The organism is Roseivirga spongicola (genome assembly GCF_001592965.1).
Classification (GTDB): domain Bacteria; phylum Bacteroidota; class Bacteroidia; order Cytophagales; family Cyclobacteriaceae; genus Roseivirga; species Roseivirga spongicola.
This window is the reverse complement of the sequence record NZ_LRPC01000001.1, coordinates 639,200-664,886: the sequence shown is the minus strand read 5'-3', so window position 1 is coordinate 664,886 and position 25,687 is coordinate 639,200. Positions and strand designations below refer to the sequence as shown.

General features: G+C 41.1%; 22 protein-coding genes and 1 pseudogene. 17 read left to right on the top strand and 6 right to left on the bottom strand.

The window, feature by feature from the left end; translation table 11 throughout:
- Nucleotides 1-143 precede the first annotated feature (143 nt).
- The 5 genes and pseudogenes from AWW68_RS02985 (at nt 144) to acs (ending at nt 7,703) form a co-directional block, all read left to right on the top strand.
- Nucleotides 144-491, top strand: coding sequence for a PadR family transcriptional regulator (locus AWW68_RS02985; protein ID WP_068216415.1), 348 nt, complete (start codon nt 144-146; stop codon nt 489-491).
- A pseudogene (locus AWW68_RS20430) lies at nt 478-672 on the top strand (permease prefix domain 2-containing transporter); the annotation flags it as partial. The gene AWW68_RS02985 and the pseudogene AWW68_RS20430, both read left to right, overlap by 14 nt.
- A gap of 39 nt (nt 673-711) precedes the next feature.
- A complete protein-coding gene (locus AWW68_RS02980; RefSeq protein ID WP_157717502.1) occupies nt 712-3,135 on the top strand; it encodes an FtsX-like permease family protein in 2,424 nt (807 codons plus the stop codon).
- A 122-nt stretch (nt 3,136-3,257) separates the two neighbouring features.
- Complete coding sequence (locus tag AWW68_RS02975; protein WP_185101186.1) at nt 3,258-5,615, top strand: ABC transporter permease; 2,358 nt, start codon at nt 3,258-3,260, stop codon at nt 5,613-5,615.
- Nucleotides 5,616-5,804: 189 nt separating this feature from the next.
- Nucleotides 5,805-7,703, top strand: coding sequence for an acetate--CoA ligase (gene acs, locus AWW68_RS02970; protein ID WP_068216409.1), 1,899 nt, complete (start codon nt 5,805-5,807; stop codon nt 7,701-7,703).
- On the opposite strand, the gene AWW68_RS02965 is transcribed toward acs, so the two are convergent.
- From AWW68_RS02965 to AWW68_RS02945, 5 genes are all read right to left on the bottom strand, one after another.
- Nucleotides 7,704-8,597 carry a DUF72 domain-containing protein gene (locus AWW68_RS02965; RefSeq protein WP_068218433.1) on the bottom strand — a complete coding sequence of 298 codons (894 nt, stop codon included), beginning with the start codon at nt 8,595-8,597 and terminating at the stop codon, nt 7,704-7,706.
- 130 nt (nt 8,598-8,727) lie between these two features.
- Complete coding sequence (locus tag AWW68_RS02960; protein WP_245660199.1) at nt 8,728-10,266, bottom strand: YifB family Mg chelatase-like AAA ATPase; 1,539 nt, start codon at nt 10,264-10,266, stop codon at nt 8,728-8,730.
- Nucleotides 10,253-10,840, bottom strand: a complete 588-nt coding sequence (gene lpcA, locus AWW68_RS02955; RefSeq protein ID WP_068216407.1) for a D-sedoheptulose 7-phosphate isomerase — start codon at nt 10,838-10,840, stop codon at nt 10,253-10,255. Before lpcA ends, AWW68_RS02960 begins: the two co-directional genes overlap by 14 nt.
- A 64-nt stretch (nt 10,841-10,904) precedes the next feature.
- Nucleotides 10,905-12,737 (bottom strand): ABC transporter ATP-binding protein, encoded by a 1,833-nt coding sequence (locus tag AWW68_RS02950; protein ID WP_068216405.1) that lies wholly within the window; start codon nt 12,735-12,737, stop codon nt 10,905-10,907.
- Nucleotides 12,738-12,777: 40 nt separating this feature from the next.
- Entirely contained in the window at nt 12,778-14,439 is a 1,662-nt protein-coding gene (locus tag AWW68_RS02945) for a hypothetical protein (RefSeq protein WP_068216403.1), read from the bottom strand.
- Nucleotides 14,440-14,599: 160 nt separating this feature from the next.
- Here AWW68_RS02945 and AWW68_RS02940 point away from each other — a divergent pair, with 160 nt between their 5' ends.
- The 12 genes from AWW68_RS02940 (at nt 14,600) to AWW68_RS02890 (ending at nt 24,216) form a co-directional block, all read left to right on the top strand.
- A complete protein-coding gene (locus AWW68_RS02940) occupies nt 14,600-14,842 on the top strand; it encodes a type B 50S ribosomal protein L31 (RefSeq protein WP_068216401.1) in 243 nt (80 codons plus the stop codon).
- A gap of 72 nt (nt 14,843-14,914) precedes the next feature.
- On the top strand, nt 14,915-16,069 hold the full coding sequence (locus AWW68_RS02935; protein WP_068216398.1) for a GlmU family protein: 1,155 nt from the start codon (nt 14,915-14,917) through the stop codon (nt 16,067-16,069).
- Nucleotides 16,066-17,199, top strand: a complete 1,134-nt coding sequence (locus tag AWW68_RS02930) for a DNA polymerase III subunit (protein WP_068216396.1) — start codon at nt 16,066-16,068, stop codon at nt 17,197-17,199. The genes AWW68_RS02935 and AWW68_RS02930 overlap by 4 nt, the downstream gene beginning before the upstream one ends.
- A complete protein-coding gene (locus AWW68_RS02925) occupies nt 17,200-17,670 on the top strand; it encodes an ATP-dependent zinc protease family protein (RefSeq protein ID WP_068216393.1) in 471 nt (156 codons plus the stop codon). It begins immediately after the preceding gene.
- A complete protein-coding gene (gene rimK / locus AWW68_RS02920; RefSeq protein WP_068218427.1) occupies nt 17,642-18,550 on the top strand; it encodes a 30S ribosomal protein S6--L-glutamate ligase in 909 nt (302 codons plus the stop codon). Before AWW68_RS02925 ends, rimK begins: the two co-directional genes overlap by 29 nt.
- Entirely contained in the window at nt 18,550-19,479 is a 930-nt protein-coding gene (hemC, locus tag AWW68_RS02915) for a hydroxymethylbilane synthase (protein WP_068216392.1), read from the top strand. The genes rimK and hemC overlap by 1 nt, the downstream gene beginning before the upstream one ends.
- The gene (locus tag AWW68_RS02910) at nt 19,472-20,404 is read left to right on the top strand and encodes a peptidylprolyl isomerase (RefSeq protein WP_068216390.1); all 933 of its coding nucleotides are present in this window, start codon (nt 19,472-19,474) and stop codon (nt 20,402-20,404) included. Before hemC ends, AWW68_RS02910 begins: the two co-directional genes overlap by 8 nt.
- Nucleotides 20,385-21,281 carry a peptidylprolyl isomerase gene (locus AWW68_RS02905; RefSeq protein ID WP_068216388.1) on the top strand — a complete coding sequence of 299 codons (897 nt, stop codon included), beginning with the start codon at nt 20,385-20,387 and terminating at the stop codon, nt 21,279-21,281. Before AWW68_RS02910 ends, AWW68_RS02905 begins: the two co-directional genes overlap by 20 nt.
- Nucleotides 21,282-21,283: 2 nt before the next feature.
- Nucleotides 21,284-22,186, top strand: a complete 903-nt coding sequence (locus AWW68_RS02900; RefSeq protein ID WP_068216387.1) for an SDR family oxidoreductase — start codon at nt 21,284-21,286, stop codon at nt 22,184-22,186.
- A gap of 152 nt (nt 22,187-22,338) precedes the next feature.
- The gene (locus AWW68_RS20425; protein WP_084375554.1) at nt 22,339-22,509 is read left to right on the top strand and encodes a FeoB-associated Cys-rich membrane protein; all 171 of its coding nucleotides are present in this window, start codon (nt 22,339-22,341) and stop codon (nt 22,507-22,509) included.
- Between the two features lie 70 nt (nt 22,510-22,579).
- Entirely contained in the window at nt 22,580-23,845 is a 1,266-nt protein-coding gene (locus tag AWW68_RS02895) for a TlpA family protein disulfide reductase (RefSeq protein ID WP_068216385.1), read from the top strand.
- The gene (locus AWW68_RS02890) at nt 23,842-24,216 is read left to right on the top strand and encodes a hypothetical protein (RefSeq protein WP_068216383.1); all 375 of its coding nucleotides are present in this window, start codon (nt 23,842-23,844) and stop codon (nt 24,214-24,216) included. Before AWW68_RS02895 ends, AWW68_RS02890 begins: the two co-directional genes overlap by 4 nt.
- A gap of 68 nt (nt 24,217-24,284) precedes the next feature.
- Here AWW68_RS02890 and AWW68_RS02885 read toward each other — a convergent pair whose 3' ends face one another.
- Nucleotides 24,285-25,307: an SPASM domain-containing protein gene (locus AWW68_RS02885; RefSeq protein ID WP_068216382.1), complete on the bottom strand. Its 1,023-nt coding sequence runs from the start codon at nt 25,305-25,307 to the stop codon at nt 24,285-24,287.
- Between the last annotated feature and the right edge of the window lie 380 nt (nt 25,308-25,687).

Below are 25,687 nucleotides of genomic sequence, written 5' to 3'. Positions count from 1 at the left end.
TGCCCGAGAACGCCTTGAAATAGCGCATTTATTGAATAAAGCAGGATGGTATGTCCTGCTTTTTTTATGTCTTCTTTGAAATCAAATTTCATAATTGTAGAATTTGTTTCTATGTTTGTTCTACAAATACGAAAATTGGATAGATGAAAGGAACGCAGTTAGGTGAGTTTGAAGAGTTGGTGCTTTTAATTGTTGGAGTGCTTTATCCTGAGGCTTATGGTTTGAGTATTCGGGAAGAAATTATCAATCAAACCAAAAGAAAGGTAGCTATAGGTGCTGTCCATTCTGCTCTGAGCAGGTTGGAAGAAAAGGGATTCTTAGATTCTAATTTGGCTGATGCGACCCATGAAAGAGGCGGCCGTAGAAAGCGCTTGTTCACTATTACTGCCGAAGGTAAACGGGCATTGGAGAAAAACCATGAGCTGCGCAATAGCTTGTTCAGTCAGATACCAGATGTAGCACTCAAACTAGCCAGAGTTGTCTCATTCTAAAAACTTTTTTGAGCCACCTAAAATTGGCAGTCGGCTGTTGCATTGGTTCTGCAAAGGGCGATTGTTAGAAGAAATAGAAGGTGATCTCTTTGAATATTATCAAGCAGAGCGAGAGGAGAACTCTAAGTGGAGGGCTAACCTTCATTACTGGTTCCACTTGTTCAATTTCCTGCGTCCTTTCGCGGTTAAAAAAATCGGTCAAAACTCAAATTTAATCATCATGTACAGAAGCTATTTCAAATTTGCCTGGCGCGGAATAATGCGTCATAAAATGCAAACGAGCTTTCATTTATTAGGCCTCATTCTGGCCTTTACCGTTTGTGGATTTATTTATTTACACCTGAAGTTCGAGACGTCTTATGACTCTCATTTCGAAAATGCCGATGACATTTATCGCATTGCATGGATGAATGAAAATCCTCAAACGCGTACGCCTCACCCAATGGCACAAGCCATGGTCAGTGATTTTCCTGAAGTAGTTCAAGCAGTAAGTCTTTCTCCTATTTATGGTCCTGGCCTAACCAAAGCAAGTGTTTTGCTTACCCATAGGCAGAATAATGTTGAACATGAGGTGAGTGACGGGTTCTTTGCAGACAGTACTTTTTTCGATGTATTTAGCTTTAAAACCATTCAAGGTGATGCTAAAGAGGCATTGAAAACCTCATGGGCCATTGTGCTTTCAGAGTCAACTGCTAAGCGATTTTTTGGAGATGAAAATCCAGTTGGGGAAAGATTAAGCTTCAACGGGATGGAAGACATGCTAGAGGTAGCAGCAGTTGTGGAGGATGCTCCTAAAGCGTCTCACTTCCACTTCAACTTTATTATTTCTTATGTGAGTATAAAGTCGCTAGACTTTAATGACCCTTGGATGTCTTGGGACGATTTTGGGCACTTCAACTACGTTAAGTTGAGTGCTGGTGCATCGGCTGAAAACCTAGAGGCCAAAATTCCCGATTGGGCGCCTAAGTACCTCAATTGGTCGGATGATGATATCGAAAGCCTGAAGGCCAGAGAAGTTGGTTTCGAACTTCAGCCTATTCAAGACATTCACTTACACTCTAATATTCGCTGGGAGTTGGAGCCCAATGGTAGCTTTAGTTACCTGATTATATATGGAGTAAGCGCACTATTCATCCTACTTATTTCTATTATCAATTTTGTAAACCTGAATACAGCTAGAGCGGCCCAGAGACTGAAAGAAGTAGGGGTGAAAAAGACGCTTGGCGCTTTCCGATCACAAATTTTTGCTCAGTTCAGTGTAGAAGCTTTAGTAACTACTTTTCTGGCATTGTTTATCGCTGTTTTCGTTATGTATTCGCTCGAAACGCCTTTCAATCACCTAGTTAATGGAAGTGTTGTCATTGAAAATTTATGGCAAGCAGATGTTGTGGTTTTCATGGTTTTGATTGCCGTGTTTACTGCTGTGGTTTCAGCGCTATATCCTTCTGTCTATCTGAATTCTTTTGAGGCTGGTAGTATTTTGAGAGGCTTAAAACTATCCAAGCTAGGTGGTTCAAATTTGAGAAATGGTCTGCTGGGAGTTCAGCTGGTGGCAACAGTTATTCTCATTAGCGGAAGCCTGATTATTCGTAATCAAATTCAGTTTTTGAAGGATAAGGATTTAGGCTTCGATCAGGAAAATCTAATGGTGTTGGAAATTGTAGGGCAAACAAGTAGTCAGAAAATTAAGGTGCTTAAGGATGAGCTGACGGCCATTCCTGGAATTAGCCAAACTTCGGCTGTTTCTAATGTTCCTGGAGGGCAATTCAATCAGCATCCTTTATACTTAGAAGAGAATCCACAGTTGAGGGTAGATGCTTCTGAAATGTTTGTAGATAAAGATGTTGCCAGCACGCTGAGTCTGGAAATGGCAGATGGCAGAATGCTAGACGATGTGTTTGCGGCCGACTCTGCCGGAACAGCTTTTGTGTTGAATGAAACCGCTGTTCGCGACCTGAATGCTGAAGACCCTGTAGGGAAGCAGCTGTATTGGGTGAACAATGAGGAGTTGGTAAAAGGTACTGTTGTCGGGGTGGTAAAAGACTTCCACTATAATTCTTTGCATGTTCCGATTAGGCCAATGATTTTGATGGTTAATGAGAATGCTACAAATTATTTGGTGACCAAATTCAGCCCGAATAATTTACCTGAGATTATGGAGCAGGTTGAATCTAAGTTCACGGAAGTTGTTCCTGAAATTGACTTTAGTTATAGATTTCTAGATAGCCAAATTGAAGAGCTATATCAGGAAGAGGCACGAACACTTAGGCTTACGGTGATTCTTTCTGTCATTTCAATATTCTTGGCTTGTGGAGGTTTGTTAGGTGTTATTTCTTTGGTCATCAAGCAGAGAGTAAAAGAGATTAGCATCAGAAAAGTGTTAGGAGCATCGGCTAAGCAAATCCTTTGGTTGATGAATATGAAGTATCTTTTTATTGCTGGAGCTTCGTTAGTTGTTGCCATTCCAATATCCATCTATTTTATGAGCGATTGGCTTAGCAATTTCACTTATCAGTCGGGTATTAGCCCAATGGTTTACGGTGTCACTGCCGCTGGAGTAGTCTTGTTGATTGGCGCAACAATCAGCCTGATCGCTTTCAAGACAATAAAAAATAATCCTGCGAATGCTTTACGAATGGAGTAGTTCTTAGAGCGGTTCTTGATTTTTCTTTGCAACCAACTAACATTTTTTGAGTCTGTGTAATGAGTTCTCTAGGGGTTCGTCTTCCTAGTGAATTCATTTTTTTAGGTCTAAAAACTCAAAACATGTTTAAAACAATCATTAAAACCGCTCTTCGGGTTTTCTGGAAAGAGCGCGCCTATGCATTACTCAATGTATTAGGCCTTACCGTTGGTATTACAGCCAGCATGCTATTGCTCATTTATATTCAGGGCGAAAAACAATACGATCAGTTTCATTCAGATGTAGACCGAATCTATCAGATGATGGAAAATCAGGACTATTCTGGAACGGTTTTCACTACATCGGCTAATCCTGGCCCGCTGAAAGATGCTATGAAGGAAGCCATGCCTGAAGTAGAGCATTTTGCCCAATTCACTTGGGAGCAAGAACGATTATTCACTAATGGAGATCAGAGCTTTAAAGAAACTGGTCGTGTAGCGAGCGAAGATTTCTTCCATATTTTCTCCACCAAATTTATCGAAGGCTCAAAAGAGAATTCATTAGTAGAGCCGACCGTTCTTTATTTATCGCAGAGCTTAAAAGAGAAGATATTCGGAGATAAAACTGCCCTAGGCCAAAGCCTTTCAGTTAATGGCTGGGGAGAATATCAAGTAGGCGGTGTTTTTGAAGATGTGCCTACAACTTCTTCAATGACCTTCGATTTTGTAATGCCCTATGAACCTTGGCTCAGACAGAATGATTGGCTGGAAGACTGGGGTAATAATGGCATCAGAGGAATGGTGAAACTTCAGCCAGGAGTAGACCATCAAGCCTTTAACGAAAAGATAAAAGGGTTTGTAAAAGAGCGAAACGAGGGCTCAGTGGTCGATCTATTTCTTTTTCCACTTAAAGATCTTTACCTAAAAGGCAGCTGGGAAGATGGCAAGCAATCTGGAGGCAGAATAGTATACGTTAGGCTATTTTCTGTAGTAGCCATTTTCATTTTAGTAATTGCTTGTATCAACTTTATGAACCTCGCCACGGCAAGGTCTACCAAAAGAGCAAAAGAAGTTGGGGTGAAAAAAGTGGTTGGGTCGTCTCGAAAGCAATTGGTTTTTCAATTCATTGGTGAGTCCACCATTATGGCGCTCATTTCGGCATTGCTGAGTGGCTTATTTATTTCCTTACTTATCCCTTCATTAAATGAACTGATTCAAAGAGAGCTGACATTCAGCTACCAAAACGTTAATCAAATCGGACTGCTGATTGGAGTTGGGCTAATAGTTGGTGTTTTGGCAGGCAGTTACCCAGCCATGATTCTATCCAGCTTTAAACCTGTGAGCGTTCTCAAAGGAAGTTTTAAAACTTCGGGCTGGTCGAACGGAATTAGAAAGGGCCTTGTAGTTTTTCAATTCCTAATCTCTACATTTTTGATCATCTCAACTTTGGTCATCCATCAACAAATGGAATTTGTGAAGAATAAAAACCTAGGTTATCAGAAAGAAAACATTGTTTACCTGCCTATTGAAGGAGATTTGGCCAATGAACAAAGTGCTGAGCTTTTCATTTCTCGGGTTTTAGATAACCCCAGTTTTACAAATATCACAGTAGCTAGTAACACCCCAATTAATATTGGTTCCTCTACTTCTGGTGGGTATAGCTGGGAAGGAAAAACGGATCAAAATGAAACACTCTTTAATGTATTGCAGGTAGGCGAAGGCTTTATTGAGACCTTAGGGATGGAAATGCTAGAGGGTAGAACCTTCGACCCTAACTTAGTTAGCGATACGCTCAACGTGATTATAAACGAGCAAACGGCAAAAGCCATGAATGTTGAAGATCCGTTGAATTACCCAGTCACTTTTTGGGGTAGAACCGGCAAGGTGATCGGGATTGTTAAAGACTTTCACTTCAGCTCTCTTCACCAAAACATCGACCCGATAGTTATCTCGCTTCGGCCTGAAAACGCCAATTACTTTATCGCTAAAATGAATGGTAATACGGAAGCTGGAATTGGCTATTTGGAAGATCTAACCAAAGAATTGAACCCCAACTACCCATTCACTTATAGGTTTCTAGACGAAACTTATGAAAACCTATACCGAGGAGAAACTACCATTGGTTTGTTGGCCAACTACTTTTCTGGTATTGCCATTTTCATTTCACTTCTCGGTCTATTTGGCTTGGCGAGCTTTGCCGCAGAACAAAGAATAAAGGAAATTGGCATTAGAAAAGTCTTGGGAGCTGGCATTCTGAATCTGATGCTTATCATGTCTAAAGGCTTCTTGGTTCTTGTAGGCATCGGCTTTTTGATTGCAGCACCTTTAGCCTACTTTTTTATGGATAATTGGCTTGGTGATTTTGAATACAGAATTCAAATCAGCGCCATTGTCTTCCTCATTGCAGGAGTAGCTTCTTTGCTAATCACCATAATGACCGTTGGCTATCACTCCATCAGAGCAGCTAGTGCAAACCCAGTAAAGAGTTTGAGGTACGAGTAAGGTCGAAACAAAGAAATGTCAGATGCGCTCTCACGAAACAGTATTTTCGTTGGGAGCGCATTTTTGCATCCAAAACCTGAACAATACTGCCATTTTTACCAATAGCATTGGGCTTAAAAGCGGAATCCATTAACTTATTCGGCCAATTGATTATTGCTAATTTCTAATTGACAATTCAACTCAGCACCTATGAGCCATAAAATTCAAACCCTTTCAGGATATATCCACGAATACCAAAAAAGTGTACTTGAGCCAGAAGCCTTCTGGTCTAGAATTGCAGAGTCTTTTCATTGGCGCAAATCTTGGGATAAAACCTTAGAATGGGATTTTGAGGGGCCAGACGTAAAGTGGTTTGTCAATGGCAAGTTGAATATCACGGAGAACATCTTTGAAAGATACCTCTACACCAAAGGGGATACGCCTGCAATTATTTGGGAGCCGAACGACCCGAATGAAACCAACCGAATTGTCACTTATCGAGAGTTGTATGAAATGACCAACCAATTTTGCAATGCTTTGCAGTCGCAAGGAGTTGGTAAAGGCGACAGGGTAATTATCTACATGCCAATGGTGCCTGAGGCAGCAGTGGCTATGCTGGCCTGTGCTAGAATTGGAGCCATTCACTCGGTAGTTTTTGCGGGTTTCTCCTCATCTTCTCTAGCCGATAGAATCAATGATTGCGAAGCCAAAATGGTGCTTACTTCAGATGGCAACTTCAGAGGAGCCAAGCAAATTGACGTAAAAGCAGTGGTAGATGAGGCTTTAGAAAAGTGCTCCTGCGTAGAAAAAGTAATTGTTCTGAACCGAACAGGGCAAGAAGTAACCATGGAAGAGGGCCGTGACATCTGGTGGCATCATGCCATTGAAGGTCAACCTAAAGAATTTAAGGCGGTTGAAGTAGACTCTGAAGACATGCTCTTTATTCTCTACACTTCTGGCTCAACGGGTAAACCAAAAGGTGTGGTTCATACTACTGGCGGCTACATGGTTTACGCACAATATTCCTTTGAGAATGTGTTTCAGTACACTCAGGGAGATGTTTATTGGTGTACTGCAGACATTGGTTGGATTACAGGTCACTCATACATTGTATATGGTCCTCTTTTGTCTGGAGCAACTACCCTGATGTTTGAAGGGGTTCCAACCTTCCCTCATGCAGGTAGGTTCTGGGAAATCTGTGATAAATATGAAGTGAATCAGTTTTACACCGCTCCTACTGCCATAAGAGCTTTACAAGCGCACGGCCTAGAGCCAGTAGAGCCTTATAGCCTTCAGTCATTGAAAGTAATAGGTTCGGTAGGTGAACCTATCAACGAAGAGGCATGGCATTGGTATCACGATCATATTGGTAAGGGCAATTGCCCGCTAGTAGATACTTGGTGGCAAACGGAAACTGGAGGAATTATGGTTTCGGCCTTGGCAGGAATTACCCCGAACAAGCCAGCTCATGCTTCGCTTCCGCTTCCAGGCATTCAACCCATCATTGTAGATGCTGATGGAAAGGAACTCACAGGTAACAATGTGGAGGGAAATCTCTGCATCAAATTCCCATGGCCTTCTATTCTTCGCACAACATATGGCGATCATGAAAAGTGTAAAAATGTCTATTTCTCTACCTATAAAGGCATGTACTTTACTGGAGATGGTGCTAAACGCGACCATGATGGCTACTTGAGAATTCTGGGTCGAGTAGATGATGTAATTAATGTTTCTGGCCATAGAATGGGAACGGCTGAGGTGGAAAATGCCATCAACGAACATCCGAAAGTGATAGAGTCGGCAGTGGTGGGTTATCCGCACGATGTGAAAGGACAAGGCATTTATGCCTATGTAATCTGCGATATGTCTGGCAGAACCGAAGAAAGCCTTAAAGATGAAATTAAGGATACGGTTCGTAAAATCATTGGGCCAATTGCCAAGCCAGATGTGGTGCAGATTGTGCCAGGCTTGCCAAAAACTCGCTCTGGAAAAATCATGCGTAGAATACTCAGAAAAGTAGCTAGCAAAGACCTTTCAAACCTTGGTGACACCTCCACGCTTCTCAACCCTGAGGTAGTAGATGATATCATTAAGGGAGCAGGGCTTTAATCAGAAAAGGTTCGTTTGAGTGCTTTGTGTTTCAGGGATATGTAAATCATATCCTAACTCCTCGTTCAGCTTTTTAATGAAGTAGCCAGAAAGTAATGGAGACGCTTTTTCAAGATTCTGATGAACGAAGAAGTAGATATTTCTCAAGCCGCCAATTTCAACCCAGCTTTTAATGCGCTCCAACCAGTCGTCTAAACGAGTGTAGTCAGAATCGTGATTGGCACCCACATAGCGGATGAAAATGTCTGGTGTGGTTAGGCGCATGTGTAGCAGGTCTCTTCGGCCAGCGGTATCAGTAATGATATTCGTCACATTATTCTCCTCTAAAAGCTTGTAGAATGAATCCGCTACTTCTGGATCATTCAACCAATCGGTATGGCGCACTTCTACAGCCAGAGGAATTCCCTTTGGAAATTCAGTCAGGTATTTCTCCAGTCTGTCAAAGTTCTTGGGCGCGAAATTGTTGTGAAGCTGGAGGAAAACCATTCCTAACTTCTCTTCTAGACCTGCTAATGCATGAACATATTCTTCGGTATAATGACCTACGTCATTCAGCCTTTTCATATGGCTGATCATCTGATTTATCTTCGGAAAGAATTTAAAGTCATCTGGAGTTTTATCTGCCCATCCTTTGTACTGCTCCTTGTTATAGAAATTATAAAAAGTCGCGTTCAACTCAATGCTATTGAACTGAGTAGCATAGTAGGTCAGCTCATCCTTAGTGCCTCTTGGATAGAACCCTTTCAAATCGGAACGATTCCATTTCGCGCAGCCAACGTAAACAGCAGGCTTACCTTTAAAGTCTGATTTTTTTAGAACAGAGGCAGTTCCCGAATGATCTTTCGGTAAAGTAAAATCTATTTCTTCTGGGTTGGAGACGCTTCCGAATTTCATATCTAGAGGTTTAGAACCCAAGTTAATACGATAAAGGCAGATTTTCGATCTTATCTTACCCCAACCTTGCAGGGTAATAAGTTCGAAAATCACTAGATCCCCTTTAGGGTTTGGGTAAATAGAGGGTAGACTACCCCGCCCAGCCTTCTCTGTCGAGGCTGCGGTATTGAATAGCTTCGGCTAAGTGTTCAATGCCAATGTTCTCTTTGCCATCAAGGTCGGCAATGGTTCTACTAACCTTAAGGATTCTATCATAAGCTCTGGCAGAAAGTCCGAGCCTTTCCATAGCAGTTTTGAGTAGTGTTTTTCCTGCTTCGTTAATCTGACAAAGCTCTTTTACCATTTGGCTGCCCATCATGGCATTGGAATGAATGCCTTCAGTTTTAAATCGCTCTTGCTGAATTTTTCTTGCGGAGATTACTCTTTCACGAATTACTTCGCTGCTTTCCGCCTTTCGGTTCTGAGTCATCTCATCGAATGAAACAGGAGTTACTTCCACATGCAAATCGATTCGATCTAAAAGAGGTCCACTTACTTTGTTCAGGTACCGCTGCACTTGTCCTGAACCACAAACGCATTCTTTTTCTGGGTGATTGTAATAACCGCATGGGCATGGATTCATGCTAGCGATGAGCATAAAATTGGCAGGAAAGTCTACCGAAAGTTTTGCTCGGCTGATGGTCACTCTGCGTTCCTCTAAAGGCTGACGCATAACTTCCAATACAGTTCTTTTAAACTCTGGAAGCTCATCAAGAAATAACACCCCGTTATGAGATAAAGAAATTTCACCAGGCTGTGGAACGCCACCTCCACCAACTAAAGCCACATCTGAAACCGTATGGTGAGGGCTTCTATAAGGTCTTTTAGTGATCAGTTGAGCATTAGAACCTAGTTTTCCAGCTACACTATGAATCTTAGTGGTCTCCAAAGCTTCCTGCAAACTAAGTGGAGGAAGAATAGACGGAAGCCTTTTGGCAAGCATGGTTTTACCGGCTCCAGGAGGGCCAATCATGATCACATTGTGTCCGCCAGCGGCAGCAATTTCTAGCGCTCGTTTTATATTCTCCTGACCCTGAACGTGTGCAAAATCAGCTTCATAGTCGTTCAGGTGGTTGAAGAAGTGCTCACGAGTATCATAGGTAATCGGTTCAATTGGTCTGGAGCCATCCAAAAACTCAATCGCTTCCACCAAATTGGTAACTCCAATAATGTCTAAGTTATTGACAATGGCGGCTTCGTTGGCATTCTCCAAAGGAAGTATAAAACCTTTGAATCCATTCTTTCTAGCTTCAATGGCAATGGGTAAAGCGCCTTTGATTGGACGAAGTGTTCCGTCTAAGGCCAATTCACCCATGATGACATACTTCTCTAAATCATCGGCAATGATTTGGCCCGATGATTTGAGTACGCCTAGAGCAATGGGTAAGTCATAGGAAGAACCTTCTTTACGGATATCGGCCGGAGCCATATTCACCACCACCTTCTTGCGAGGCATTCGGTACTCAAAATACTTGAATACCGACTCAATGCGGTGCTCACTTTCCTTTACGGCACTATCGGGCAGACCAGAAAGCCAAAATTTGGTTCCATCAACAATGTTGACTTCAATAGTAATTATTTGCGCATCTACGCCAAATACTGCACTTCCATATCCTTTAGACAGTTCCAATTGTGTGTTTTTCTATTAATTGAATGATGATGTGAATCACCTTGATGTGTATTTCCTGAATTCTATCGGCATAGCCAAAGTGCGGAACACGGATTTCAACATCGGCTAATTCCGCTAACTCACCGCCATTTTTGCCTGTAAAGGCTACCACCTTCATTTTCTTTTGCTTGGCCATGGCTGCAGCTCTCAAAATATTGTTTGAGTTTCCGCTGGTGCTTATGCCTACCAATACATCGCCTTCTTTTCCTAGCCCTTCAATATATCTTGAGAAAATAGCATCGTAACCAAAGTCGTTAGAAACACATGAAATGTGGCTTGGGTCTGAAATGGCAATGGCTGGCAATGCTTTTCTGTCTTCTCTGTACCTTCCGGTAAGTTCTTCAGCAAAGTGCATGGCATCGCAATGAGAACCTCCATTACCGCAGCTAAACAGTTTGTTGCCGGCATTTATGGCATCGGCCATTAGCATAGCAGCATCATTAATAGCTTGAATATTGGCATCGTTAGAGAGAAACTGATCTAATACTTTAGCAGCTTCTTTTAACTCGTTAAGAATAAGGTCTTGGTTCTCCATTTGGTTTGAGTAGAATAAATAAAACGAATTGGCGAATAATAAGCCAAAAATTACTTGAATTAATCTAAACTGATTGCATGTGAATCAGCTTGTGATAAATGCCTCCCAGTTTTAAAAGTTCTTCGTGAGTGCCTTGTTCAACAATACGGCCTTTATCCATTACTACAATTTTATCGGCATGCTGAATGGTGCTCAGGCGGTGGGCAATTACCACAGAAGTTCTGTTTTTCATTAGGTTGCTCAAGGCTTCCTGAACCAGCTTTTCTGATTCGGTATCTAGGGCAGAGGTGGCTTCATCTAGAATCAGAATTGGAGGGTTTTTCATTATAGCTCTGGCTATGCTGATTCTTTGTCTTTGTCCTCCTGAAAGCTTGCCACCACGCTCTCCAATGTTGGTTTGGTAGCCATGCTCCAATTCCTTGATGAAGTCGTGCGCATTGGCAATTTTAGCGGCCTGAATAATGTCTTCTTCCTTAGCATGAGGCATGGCAAAGGCAATGTTGCTGGCCACAGTATCATTAAATAGAATAGACTCTTGAGTCACTATACCCATTAAATCTCTCAGAGAGTTAATTTGAATGTCTTTGGTTGAAGTGCCATCGATATTGATTGTTCCCTCAGTAGGATCATAGAATCTTGGAATCAAATCGGCTAAAGTAGATTTTCCTGCTCCGGAAGAACCTACCAAAGCAACTGTTTCACCTTTCTTAACCTCCAGATTGATGTTCTGCAAAACAGGTTCCTTCTCATAAGTAAAACTCACATTGTTGAAGCTGATGGAGTTCTTAAATTCTTCGACTAGAACTGGGTTTGGTACATCTTCGATTTTTGGCTTTTCGTCAATCAGCTTGAATATTCTTTCTGCAGAAGCAAGGCCGCGCTGAATGTTACTGATGCTTTGAGAAATACTCTTGGCAGGATTCAAAATCTGGCTGAAGACTATAAGATAGGTGAATAGTTCCTCAGGCTGAAGATCATCTTCTGGGCTCAATACTAAGTTACCACCAACAACTAAAAGAGTTGCCACCACAATTATTCCAAGAAACTGGGAAACCGGAGATGCAAGTTCGTTTTTCCGAGACATCGACATGCTGATCTTCTTGTATTGGTTGGTTTCTTTGTTGAAAAGATCATTAATGTAATCCTTAGCATTGAAAGCTTTAACTACCCTCATACCACCAAAAACCTCATCCATTAGGTTAACTATTCGACCCAAAGATTCCTGACTTAAAATGGCTTTTTTCTTCAGTCTTTTGACAAGCTCTGAAATAATAGTTCCCATTACAGGGAAGAATATCAAAGTAAAAAGCGTGAGTTTTACAGAGGTGAAAAACAGAAACGTTAGATAGACAATAATTGTGGCAGGTTCTCTAAAGAAGACTTTAATGGAACTAACAAGAGTTACCTCAATTTCCTGAACATCGTTAGTCATTCGAGACATAATGTCTCCCTTTCTTTCTCCGGCAAAGAAGCCAAGGTGAAGATTTGTTGTATTACCGAATACCTTGTTTCTAAGTTTTTGAACAACCTCAGCTCTCAAATAACCCATTAGAACATTTGAGAGATAGGTAAAGAGATTGGATAAAAGTGCAGAAGTACCAATTACAGCACTTACATAAATGAGCATTCGGCTCTTTCCGTAGCTCTCTCTTATTTCAATCAATTTTTGATAGAATAGACCCTTGAAATAAGATCCACTAAAACTGAACTCCCCAACTGAAGCAAGTTCTGCAAGTTCCTCCTTTGTTTTAGTTTCGAAAATTACTGTAAACAACGGCTCTAAAAGGGCCAGGTTTAACAGTCCAAAAATGATCGCTAAAAGGGCAAAAACTATGTATTGCGGGAAATACCTGTGGTAAGGTTTAGCAAATGAAATTATCCGACCGTATGTACTCATGAGTTAATCGGCTGGCAAGTTATGTAAATAAAAGCTTTGTTTAGAATTCGTGCTCTCTTTGCGGAAGGTTCCAGCGTAAAGAAAGCATGGTCATAAAGCTGCTGGCCGAGCGTGCATCAATCTCGCTATCTTTCTTTCTGTAGATGTTTTTCCAGTCTAAGAACACGTTGTGCAACAGCATGTAGCTTCCGGTTAGTTCCAAATAAGTATTGGTGGTTGCCACTCCTTGGCCGATTTCAAAGTCACCATTTTGGACTCTGTTATCTGTGTCGCTCAAAACATTTCCACCATAATTTATTCCATTTTCGTCTTCCCCATACTGAGTACGAATAAGTTTGCCTGTCACAAAAAGCTTAGGAATTGGCTGGTATCTACCCACTAGTGCAAGTTCTTTAAGATTAGCTCCCATAGGATGTGCGAGAGGGTTTCTGTAGTTAGAAAAACTAAGGGCTGGTCTTTCATAAGCATAGAGGTAAGGCCTAGCTACGTTGAACTCTGCCTGAAGATCGAGATTTGAAATATTGAACGCATTGAGATATTTACCACCTAATTGCACACCAAACTTGTTTCTCCAGCTTCCACCGGATCTGAGTTCGCTAATGACAAACTCATCGAAGATAAACTGTCCATAAATCTGGTATTGCTTCTTTAAGTTCAGCTTAAAGTCCATACCTATTAATGTATTGTCAGGGCTGCCTTGTTGCTGCTCAATAGACCTGTAGAAAATTACAGGGTTGAAGTAGTTGATATTGGCACTATCGGCCATAATTGCCTCGAACAAACCTACTTCTAGGTTGGGCAGAATGCTCACATCAATTCTGTGTGAGGCTAAGAACTTCTTCGGGTACTTTCCATCTCCTGGGTTTTGACCCGCAAACTCAATGTCTTCCGTTAGCTCAGCAAACAGATTAGTAAGTCTAAAAGGGCCCAATTGAGTGGTGATTTTCCCGAAAAGCATTGGGCTAGAGAAGTCGGAAAGCATCAAAGAACGCATTCCATTTCCCATAAAATGCTTGTCGTACCCGGTTTGCACATTAATGCTTTTGGTTAGGTTGAAGGTCAAATAACCTCGGGCATGGAAGAAATCCCACGTTCTGCTGTTTCCTTCACCGTCTTTCCAGAATCCTTCATTCGGGAAAGCTCGGTTGGTTCTTATGAAGTCATGGACATACATAGGAAACCTTGCCTGAGTAGTAGAAAGCATGGAGTAGAAACCAATCTTTCCATCTATCTCGCCCTGAATTTCTGCTCCCCTGGTGTTGGTATATAAAACCTGGTCTTCATCGCTACCTTTTCCTCCAGAAAAAGTGAGGGCTGGGTTTATTCTCAGAACAAAGTCATCCGTTTTATACACATAAAAGTCAGACTTTCGCTCGTACATTAAGTCCCACCAGCTTTTTGGGTTGTCATTGAATTTCGACTTGGTGTTATACCAGTTGTCATTCATAAGGAATTCATAGTTGAACTTGTCTAGCTCAGACATGCCCTCATATTCTCCTTCAATGTTTAATAGAAAGTTCGATAGCGAAGCTCTTCTAATGGGTTTCAATGTGGTTTGCAGCAAATTATCTTTGCTGGTGTACATAATCTGAAACCTGTCTATTAAATGATAATAGTCTCTGTTATAAGGAATGAAAGTGTTTTGAGCTTGCAGATCGAAGAGCAGAAAGCCCAATAGCGTGGCGATGAATAGCTTTTTCATAGTTGAAATTCAAGGTGAAGATAATAGTTACTGAGGCTAGAGCGATAGAAAAAACTCAATTCATTGATTTTTATTTAATTATAAAAGAAAGATGTTTGTGTGGTTTAACGAAAGTCACTACATTTGCAGTCCTTTTTGAGGGAGATATAATTTAGACGCCATGAAGAAAGACATTCATCCTGATTATAACACAGTTGTATTTTACGATACTTCAAGTGAGCACAAATTCTTAACTAAGTCAACTATGACTTCTAGTGAAACCATTGAGTGGGAAGATGGTAATTCTTACCCTGTGATTAAAGTGGAAGTTTCTTCTGCATCACACCCTTTCTACACTGGTAAGAAACTATTTGTTGATACTGCAGGACGTGTTGAGAAATTCAACAGACGTTACAAAAAGTAATCAGCTTAAAAATACTTTAAGACATTATCTAAGTCTCCATTTTTTCAGATGGAGACTTTTTTATTTTTGTGCATGGATATTGCGCTTTTCGATTCCCCCGAAATAAGAACACAATTACTGCCATTCACATTTACTCGCCCAGTCGCAGAAATTAGGGTTGGTATTCTTACCATCACTGAAAAGTGGGCTAAGCGTGGGTTCAATTGTGGCTTTTCTACCCAAGACTACCTTCAAACCAAATACGCAAAGAGTGACGCTTCACTAGAAATTAATGGTGCTCTTTGCCCTAACAGTGGTTTGGTAGATGCTATCAAAGTGCTAAAAGCGGGAGAGGAACTTGTTTCTGGTGATACAGTTTTAGCCCGACATTCAGGTGGAGGTAAAACAATCGCATTTTCTGGCGAATTCACGCTTATTGAACATACTTGGGACATTTTCAAAGAAAATAGAGGTGAGATAATCGCTGATTTTCAGCTGCTGACTGCGGGCAGAACATCACAAGAAATTACTGATCCGCACACCATTGTGTATGGCAAGGAGAATCTATTCATTGAAGAAGGTGCGAGCATTAGAGCCGCCATTATCAATGCTGAAGGTGGGCCTGTTTACATTGGCAAAAATGCTCAAGTGCATGAAGGTGCCATTATAAGCGGAGCCTTTGCACTTTGCGAGAGTGCTCATTTGAATATGGGAGCGAAAATAAAAGGTGATACTACCATTGGTCCTTTCTCTAAAGTTGGTGGTGAAATTGGCAACTCAGTAGTTTTTGGCTACTCCAACAAGGGGCACGATGGCTACATGGGTAACTCTGTTTTGGGTGAATGGTGTAACCTTGGTGCCGACACCAATACCTCTAACCTTAAGAATAACTACGCAATGGTGAAGCTCTGGGATTATGCTTCTGGAAGATTTGCCAATACTGGTTTGCAGTTCTGTGGCCTAATGATGGGCGACCATTCCAAGTGTGGAATCAATACCATGTTCAATACTGGCACTGTGGTTGGCGTAGGTGCTAATATTTTCGGAGCGGGTTACCCAAGAAATTTTGTTCCTTCATTCTCATGGGGCGGAGCGAATGGTTTTGTTACCTTTCAGCTTAGAAAATTTGCTGAGGTAGCGCAGGCAGTAATGCAGCGTAGAAGCAAAGATTATGATCGGGTAGAGCAAGACATTATTCAGCATGTATATAATGAAACTGCTCAATATAGAATTTGGGATAAAGCATGAGGTTTCAGGATATTCCGGGATTAGAAAACACTAAGAGCCAACTCATAGAGGCGGTAAAGGGTAATCATGTGGCCCATGCTCAGCTATTCGTTGGTGCAGAAGGTTCGGCCAATTTGGCAATGGCCTTGGCTTTTTCGACTTACCTTAACTGCGAAAACCCAACTGATACCGATGCTTGTGGTGTATGTGCTAGCTGTGAAAAGAACAGCAAATACATTCACCCAGATGTTAACTTCGTTTTTCCTTCGGCAGCCACCCCAAAATTTAAGAGAGAAGATGCTACTAGCGATAAATTTTTGGTAGAGTGGAGAGGTTTTCTTTCTCAAACGCCTTACGGAAATGTGACCGATTGGAGTAATCACTTTGGCTGGGAGAACAAGCTACTAATGATTCCTCGGCAAGAGAGTAGAAATATTGTTCGTGCTCTTTCACTCAAGTCTTTTGAGGGAAAGTATAAGGTAATGATCATTTGGCAGCCTGAATTAATGAATGTTAATGCTGCCAACGGAATTCTAAAAATATTAGAAGAGCCACCCGAAAACACCATTTTCATTCTGGTTTCTAACGATTCAAATAAGCTCCTAACTACTATACTTTCCAGAGCTCAGCAACTTAGGGTACCTTCTTTCGAAGATGAAGATGTTAAGTCTGTTCTCACAGAAAAAAGCGCTCTTTCAGCAGCAGAAATAGACCAGATAGCCTATCGAGCAAATGGTAGCTTAAGAAAGGCCTTGGCAGAAATTGATGGCACAGGTAATGAGGCCAATGATTATTTCAAAGACTGGATGAGACAGTGTTTTACTTTCAACTTTGAAGGGCTCATTAAGCAGGCTGATGATTTTCAAAAGAAGGGAAAAGAGTTTCAGGTGGGGCTAATGGGTATTGCTAGTAACTACATGCGAGAAACTTTGCTGCAAGGCGTAGATTCATCTTCAATTTCAAGGTTACCAGATCAGGAGCGTGGTTTTATAGAAAAGTTCGCGAGTGTTTTTGTGCCTGAGAAAATTGCTAGAATATCCCCTCAGTTCGATGAGGCACAATACCATATTGAACGGAATGCCAACCCGAAAATTCTCTTTCTTGATTTATCGCTTTCCATTGCCCAAATTGCAAGAGCCAAAAGCAATTAAATGTTTAAAAAAGCCATTACCATTGGAAGGGCAGATAAAGTAGATTTGCCTGACTTTATGCTGTTTAACATTGATGCAAAGGTCGATTCAGGTGCTTATACCTCAGCCATAAACTGTTCTAAAGTAAAGGTGAAAACGGTAGACGGTGAAAAAGTCTTGTGCTTCAGTATTCCTGGAAATAGAATCCATGAAAAGAAAGCCAGAAGTTTTTCTACTACCAATTTTGTTCAAAAGAGAATAAAAAGTTCCAACGGGTCGATAGAAGAGCGTTATGTTATCAAAACACACATTGAGCTTTTTGGTCACAAAATACTTACAGAGTTTTCGCTTTCCGATCGCAGCAAAATGAAGTTTCCAATCCTTTTGGGAAGAAAGTTGCTAAGGCAGGGCTTTGTAATTGATGTTAGAAAAAAGAACCTATCATTTCAAAAGAAACATAAAAATGAAGATAGCAGTACTCTCAAGAAATAGCCAGTTATACTCAACAAGGAGACTGGTTGAGGCTATCAAAGCAAAAGGTCATGAGGCCTTGGTAATAGACCACCTAAAGTGTGACTTAACCATTGAAGAAACGGGACCAAAAGTTTACTATATGGGTGAAGAACTCACAGATATCGATGCTGTAATCCCTAGAATTGGTGCTTCTGTTACCTTTTATGGTACCGCTGTAGTGCGTCAATTTGAAATGATGGGCGTTTTTAGCGCAACTTATTCCCAATCAATTGTCCGCTCACGAGATAAGCTGAGGAGTTTACAGCTCTTGGGAGGAGCTGGTTTACCTTTGCCAAAAACTGCTTTCACCAACTATTCTAGAGAAGATAAAAGCTTGCTCGAACATGTGGGTGGAGCGCCAGTAATCATTAAGTTGTTAGAGGGTACTCAAGGTTTAGGTGTGGTTTTGGCCGAAACCAGAAAAGCAGCTCAGTCGGTTATTGAAGCCTTTCATGGTCTTAAAGCCCGAATTATAGTTCAGGAATTTATCAAAGAAGCTAAGGCTTCTGACTTGCGTGTGTTTGTGGTAGACGGAAAAGTAATTGGAGCCATGAAGCGAACTGGCCAAGAAGGTGAGTTCAGAAGTAACCTGCACCGAGGAGGTAAGGCCGAAGTAGTGAAACTTTCGCGAAGCGAGAAGTCTGTGGCTATCAAAGCGGCCAATGCAATGGGCTTGTCTGTGGCAGGGGTAGATTTGTTGCAGTCTAGTAGAGGGCCGCTTATACTCGAAGTAAATAGCTCACCTGGTTTAGAAGGTATAGAAAGAGCGACAGGAGTAGATATTGCTGGAAATATTATTGAATACATTGAGAGAAATCAGCCGAAGAAAAAAGGCACAATTTCTAAACTGAAAGCTTAATGAAAGTAAGAATAGGCACGAGGGGAAGTAAACTAGCACTTTGGCAGGCATACCATGTTCAAGACAAGCTAGAAACTGCTGGTATAGAAACAGAGATTGTTACCATAGAAACCAAAGGGGACAAAATCCTAGATGTTTCTATTGCCAAAATAGGTAGCAAAGGAGTATTCACTGAAGAGATAGAAGAACAGCTGGCCAATGGAACAATAGACATTGCGGTGCACAGTGCCAAAGACATGCAGTCTTCATTACCAGAAGGGTTTGAGTTAATCGCCTTTATGGAGCGTGAGGAGGTAAACGATGTGATGGTGAGCCATAAAGAAGGTGTTTCTCTTGAGAATGATGATTTAGTATTGGGTACTTCAAGTACAAGAAGAATAGCTACGCTAAGGCATTTTTATCCAAACATTAAAACTGTTCCGGTACGAGGAAATCTTCAGACCAGAATTAGAAAAATGGAAGAAGGAGCTTGCGATGCACTGCTTTTAGCTTACGCTGGTGTTCACCGAATGGGCTACAATGAGAAGATTAAATCTAAGCTTTCATTGGAAGAATTTATTCCTGCGGTAGGTCAAGGCAGTGTTACTGTAGAAGTACACGAAAGCCTAGATCCAGCAAAAAAACTAAAGATTTCAGGAGTATTAGACCATCCAGAAACAGCGCACTGCCTTAAAGCAGAAAGAGCATTTTTGAAAACCATGGATGGAGGCTGTAGTATTCCTGTTTTTGGTTTAGCTCAGCTTGATGGAGAAGAAATTCAAATGAAAGGCGGAATCATTAGCTTGGATGGGAAGCAGCGGATTTTAAAAGAGAAAAACGGTCCGGTTCACCAAGCAGAAATACTAGGTTCCGAACTTGCCAATGAAGTACTATCTTCGGGTGGAAAAGAGATTTTAGAAGAGATTAAAACACGACTTAATAATGAATAGAATAAAAGCTCTAGGCCTTTTGATGGCCTTATTTTTAGTGGTTACAGCTTGTGGAGATGGTTCAAGTAGTGAGTCTACTAATGATTCTGATCTGCCAGAAGTAGATCTTTCTGGAACTGATTATTTGGTAACCATTAAGACAGATTTGGGCGAAATGAAGGCTATTCTTTACGACCAAACACCTCAGCATAAGGAGAACTTCATTAAGCTTGCTAAAGAAGGTTTTTATGACAGCCTTATTTTTCATAGAGTTATTCAAGGCTTCATGATTCAAGGTGGAGACCCTGAATCTAAAAATGCTGGGCCAGAGAAAAGGCTAGGCTCAGGTGGACCGGGATATACTGTTCCTGCGGAAATTCGTGATGAATTGTATCATAAAAAAGGAGCACTCTCTGCTGCTCGGAAAGGTGATGGTATAAACCCTGAAAGAGCTTCAAGCGGAAGCCAATTCTATGTGGTTCAAGGCGAAGTGTTGAACGATGCGAGCATAGCTCAATTCTCAGGGCCAAACTTTGCTGCTATTGGTGGAGCGCTTCAGTATTTAAGAAATAACAAGCCAGATCATGATTTGAATAAAACCTACGAAGAAGCTTATAATCAAGGTGGAGATCAGGCTTATGAGGCCAAGGTAATGGAGACGCTAGATCAACTAGAAGAAGCTACAGGTATTTCACTTAATAAGCCTGAGATGTCAGAGGCTAAGAAAGAAGCCTACCAAACCGTTGGCGGTACACCATTCTTAGATGGCGATTACACCGTTTTTGGACAGGTTATTTCTGGTCTTGAGGTAATCGATGCTATTGCAGGGGTACAAACTGCTCCTGGCGACAGACCTGTAGAGGATGTAAGAATGTATATTTCTGTAGAAGAAATGCCAAAGAAAGAAATTGCTGAAAAATATAGCTATGACTACCGTATTCAATAAAAACACTTGGATAAAGGCTCTTTTAGGAGCCTTTATTTTTTTGAGCTTCTCTTGTGAAGAGAAAGATGAGTTAGTAGTGATCTCAACACCATATGGTGATATGACTGCCGTTCTGTATGACGATACTCCTATTCATAAAGAGAACTTTTTAAAGCTTACCAAGTCAGGTCAGTACGACTCAGTTCTTTTCCATAGAGTCATTGAAAACTTTATGATTCAGACGGGAGATGTTTCCACAGGAGTAGCGGAAGAAGCTGTTGATTACACGCTAGATGCAGAGTTCCTCCCTGAGAAATACATTCATGTAAAAGGGGCATTAGCAGCAGCCAGAACGGGAGATGCCGTAAACCCTCAGAAGAAGTCGAGCGGAAGCCAATTCTATATCGTTCAAGGCGAATCCTATGACGATGAAGGTCTGGCCACCAGAGCCGAGCGCAGATATAGCTTGAAAATTAATGGTCTGTTTACCAGAATGTATCGCTCTGATAGATACCCAGAATTAAGAGAGAAAGTGGAGTATCACAGAATGAAAAGTGAAGAAGACTCTACCTACGACTTTAACGCGGCTTACCAACAATTAATTCTAAACTCTATAGGTCTGATAGAAGAAGAGTTCGGAGATCAGACAGATCCGGGCTATCCTGATTGGGCCAAGAAAATTTATGCCACTACGGGAGGTGTACCTCATTTAGATGCCGAATACACGGTTTTTGGTAAGGTGGTTGAAGGTTTGGAGGTAATCGATAAAATTGCCGCTGTTCAGACTAACCAGAGAGATAAGCCTTTGGAAGATATTAGAATGACGGTGAAGGTAGTTGAAGTACCTAAGTCACAGGTTACCAAAAAGTATGGAATAGAGTACCCTGAAAAGAAATAGCCATGAAGATACTCATCACAGGTTCTAACGGATTACTTGGCCAAAAGCTGGTTAAACTACTTTTAGATAAAGGAGAAGACACATTAATTGCAACTGCAAGGGGTGGTAATCGACTTCCTTACCCGGAGACTGACTATGTTTTCGACCAAATGGATATTACCGATAAGCAACAAGTGCTTGAGGTAGTAACCAAGCATAAACCTGAGGTAATTATTCATACTGCTGCCATGACCAATGTAGATCAGTGCGAGACTGAACGAGAAGCTTGCTGGGATCAGAATGTTAATGCAGTGAACTACTTGATTGAAGCATCGGCTAAAAATAACTGCTTCCTGCTTCATCTGTCTACTGACTTCATTTTCGATGGAGAAGATGGCCCGTATGACGAGAAAGCCAAAGCCAATCCTGTCAGCTATTATGGTGAAAGTAAGCTGGCAGCTGAGAAGCTTTTAGAGAATTCAACCATTAATTACGCCATTGCCAGAACGGTTTTGGTGTATGGTATCGCTCATGATATGAGCAGAAGCAACATCATTCTTTGGGTGAAGAAGAGTTTGGAAGAGGGTAAGGAAATCAAGGTCGTTGATGATCAGTTAAGAAGCCCAACACTTGCAGAAGACTTAGCCATGGGTTGCTATCTAATTGCTAAGCAGAAAGCTCCAGGCGTATTCAATATCTGCGGCAAAGATTTGCTCAATCCGTATGAAATGGCGCTCAAAACTGCCGATTTCTTCAACTTAGACACCAGTACCATGCAAAGGGCCGATGCTAGTAGCTTTACTCAAACGGCTAAGCGTCCGCCAAGAACTGGGCTGCTCATAGAAAAGGCCCGAACCGTGTTAGGGTACGAGCCTCATTCATTTGATGAAGGTATAGCCATTGTAGCTGGGCAGATTGAGAAATAGGGGTTTAAAGTAGTTTGAGTGGTGTTTATTTTAATTGGATTAGAAGTCAATTTATAAGTAAGACCAATGGTGTAAATTTCTATTCACCTTTTGAGCACTATTTCTCAATAACTATACTGAACTTTGTTACCACAACTACGGTTCACTAGCTAATGCAGGAAGTCATTATCGGCATATTATTTTTAGCGGCTCTGTTCTTTATGGGCCGAAAGCTTTACAGACAGTATAAAGCCAAAGACAGCAGCTGTGCCTCGGGTTGCGACAAATGCTCACCAGCTCCTTCAGCGAAGCCTTTCAAAATGCCTGATCACTTAAAAGGTTAGTTAAAAAATGTCAATCCCTTGTAGGGATATGAATATTCTTCTAATTTATTTTCTCATTTAATAGAAGGATATGAGACACACAATAACCTTTCTCTTAGTCTACTTGATTGCATTCAATGCATCGGCACAAAATATAGGAGATACCATTACAGTAAAACTTCAAAGGCATGTTGGTCCTGGTCCATTCTCTCAGGGTATGTCAACATTCAAGGCAAACCCAACTAGTGAGAGCCAACCTTTTTTTGCTCTACATGAAAAAACTTCTGGTTTACCAATAGAATATACCGAATTAAGTGTTGGCTCACTTTCATCTGATTTCAGGCAAATGGCGTATTATGCCGTAAAAAATGAGGTCTTAGACTCAGCTGAAAACTTTAATAAATGGTTCTCAAAAGAATCTCCAGAAGAGTTAGCTCAATTAACCACAGATTATGTCGATACCGAGGTTTCTATGGCCTATGGAAAAGTGAATTCTGAACACATTCTTATCATTGACAAAAATAATAATGAAGATTTTTCCGATGACGAGGTAATTAGCCTAGATATAGATAAGTACGGGTTTGAAGAATTTCAAAACCCACCAATATACTCCGCACTTATTGAGCGCTATAATAAAAAGGCCATAATTAAGGACTCAATTTACTTTGCCTTTGTTCCTTTAAAGCAAATGGGAAAGGTATACATGTCTTCATCAGAATATAGGTCTGGAGCTTTTACAATGAATGGTAGAAAGCATCACATTTTTGTCAATAATTCATTCTATGGAATTCAATATACCCCAGCTACCTTAAAGGTTCTTTCATCTAATGAGCCGTACAACAAGGGAGAACCTAAAGTTTCTAAAGATGATCAAATATCATTTAATGATTTCATTTTTGGAGATGAATTCGATTTTCAGATTGTCGGTATAGACTTAGAAGGAAATCATCTCAAATTATTAGTCAGTGATAAAAAGGAACGTAAAGGAACCTCTGTTGGACAGACTGCCCCAGATATAGTTGGAGTTCAATTGGATGGAACACCTTTTAAAACTCAACTGGGCAACACCGTTTTGTTAGACTTCTGGGGTACGTGGTGTGGGCCTTGCATTGGCGAAATTCCTTTCCTTCAAGATGCTTACAAGGTGTTTAAAAGTGAGGGGTTAGAAATTGTAAGCATTGCCAATGATAAAAAGGAAACCGTTGAAAAATTCTTAACTAAAAATGATATGCCATGGAAGCACTTGATGGAGAGTGAAGCTGGAACTGCAAAAAGTGACTTCCGCATTAGAGGCTACCCAACCACATTTCTTCTAGACAAGGAAATGAAAGTTGTCGAGAAGCAGACAAGGAAATGAAAGTTGTCGAGAAGCAGACAAGGTTAAGAAATGTTATGCTTATAAGAACGCTGAGCAAACATTTTGACTTGAGCTTGGAAGAGGTTCAGAACAGGCTAAACAGCGGTAATGTAGTACTCAGTTTTGTTGGAAAAGACTTGGTTAGCCTTAACGTTGAGGCTGAATTTATAAAAGGAACATCGCGGTTTTATCGTATTTCAGAAAAGAGTCAAAGCTTAGAAAGAGGCTTCGATATTGAGCCAGGTAATTATGAACTCAAAATACGAGCGTTGAGGCGGAATACTAGTGAGGTAATGGAAATTACACACAACATTAAAGTAGAGAAAAGGAATATACCACAAAGAATAGTGATTGACATAGATGAAAAATGAACTCAAAACTCTCTTTGGACTGGCATATTAATCCGTGAGCTAAATTATTAATGGTTTTAACCATTTCATTAAGCCCAAACCCTAGTGCCTTCTGAGCAGTTTTTGCACATCTCTATTTCGCTTCTCGATTTGATAAGGCTTTGGCGAAACCGTGTGTAAGATTCGCCTCGCCAGATACTTTCAAAAGTCTGTTTCTTCATCTCACCTAACTGATAATGGGCATCTTTATCGAAGCAGCAGGGCACTACTTTTCCATCCCAAGTGATGACACATGAGTGCCACATCTTCCAGCAATGATTGACAAGCCTGTTTTTGATTGCCCATTTTCCACTAGAAAGCTGCTTGTATCGGCTATATTTTTCAATGGTTGGGATAAGCTCTGAACCGTCTTCATAATCGTAAATCTGAGCAGTTTTGAAAGCCACTTCGTCAACCTCCAATTCATTGGCTAGCCTTTTCACATCATCAAGCTGATGCTCATTCGGTTTTACCACTAAGTATTGAAAAATGATATGAGGCGTCTTCGAGTTCAGCTCCTTCTTCCACCTTACAACGTTCTTAGTGCCTTCAATCACCTTTTCTAGCTTTCCGCCTACCCTGTATTGCTCATAAGTTTCTTGAGTGGTTCCATCAATAGAAATGATGAGCCTGTCTAAACCCGATTCTACGGTTTTCTTGGCCACTTTATCGTTCAAATAGTGAGCATTCGTGGAAGTAGCGGTGTAGATTTTCTTTGAGTGAGCGTATTTAACCTGATCTAAAAAACTTGGATTTAAATAGGGTTCGCCCTGAAAATAAAAAATGAGATAACTCAACTTGGGAGCCAGTTCATCAATTACGGATTTGTAAATGTCATCTGCCAACATGCCCGTTGGACGGGTAAAATTCCTAAGCCCACTGGGGCATTCTGGGCAGCGAAGATTGCAAGATGTAGTAGGTTCTAGCGAGATACTAGTTGGCAAACCCCAGTGTACTGGTTTTTTGGTTGCCTTAGAGACAAGATAGCTACTTACTAGCTGAACCATGTTCCAAAACCTCCTTGGAGTAATTTTGGAAGCGTAATTCAGTCCATCGCGCCAGTTGCTATTCATTTTGTGAAGTTAGGGCGTGGAATGAACGGAGCAAAACAGAAGGAGATATTTGATGTATTCCTGCTGCCTTTCTTCGTAATAAGGCCTTTTATAAGACCCAATGAAAATATTGCACCCGTAGCTCCACCTTCTAAATCATTCTGAGCTGAGCGAAGAATCTTATCAAAGCAGAAGAAATGCATCGTATATGGTTGAATAAGATGCTTCCCCCGATAATTCGGGGCTTCACCATGACAGTGACCGAAGCTACGTTGCCGCTCTTCCTTCGTTCATCTTGTGACCAACAAACTTATTCAAAATTGCCTCCGAATGCTTGTGGATGATAACACCAATAAGAGCTAGAAATTGATCACATACGGTTCAGTGAAATAACATAAAAA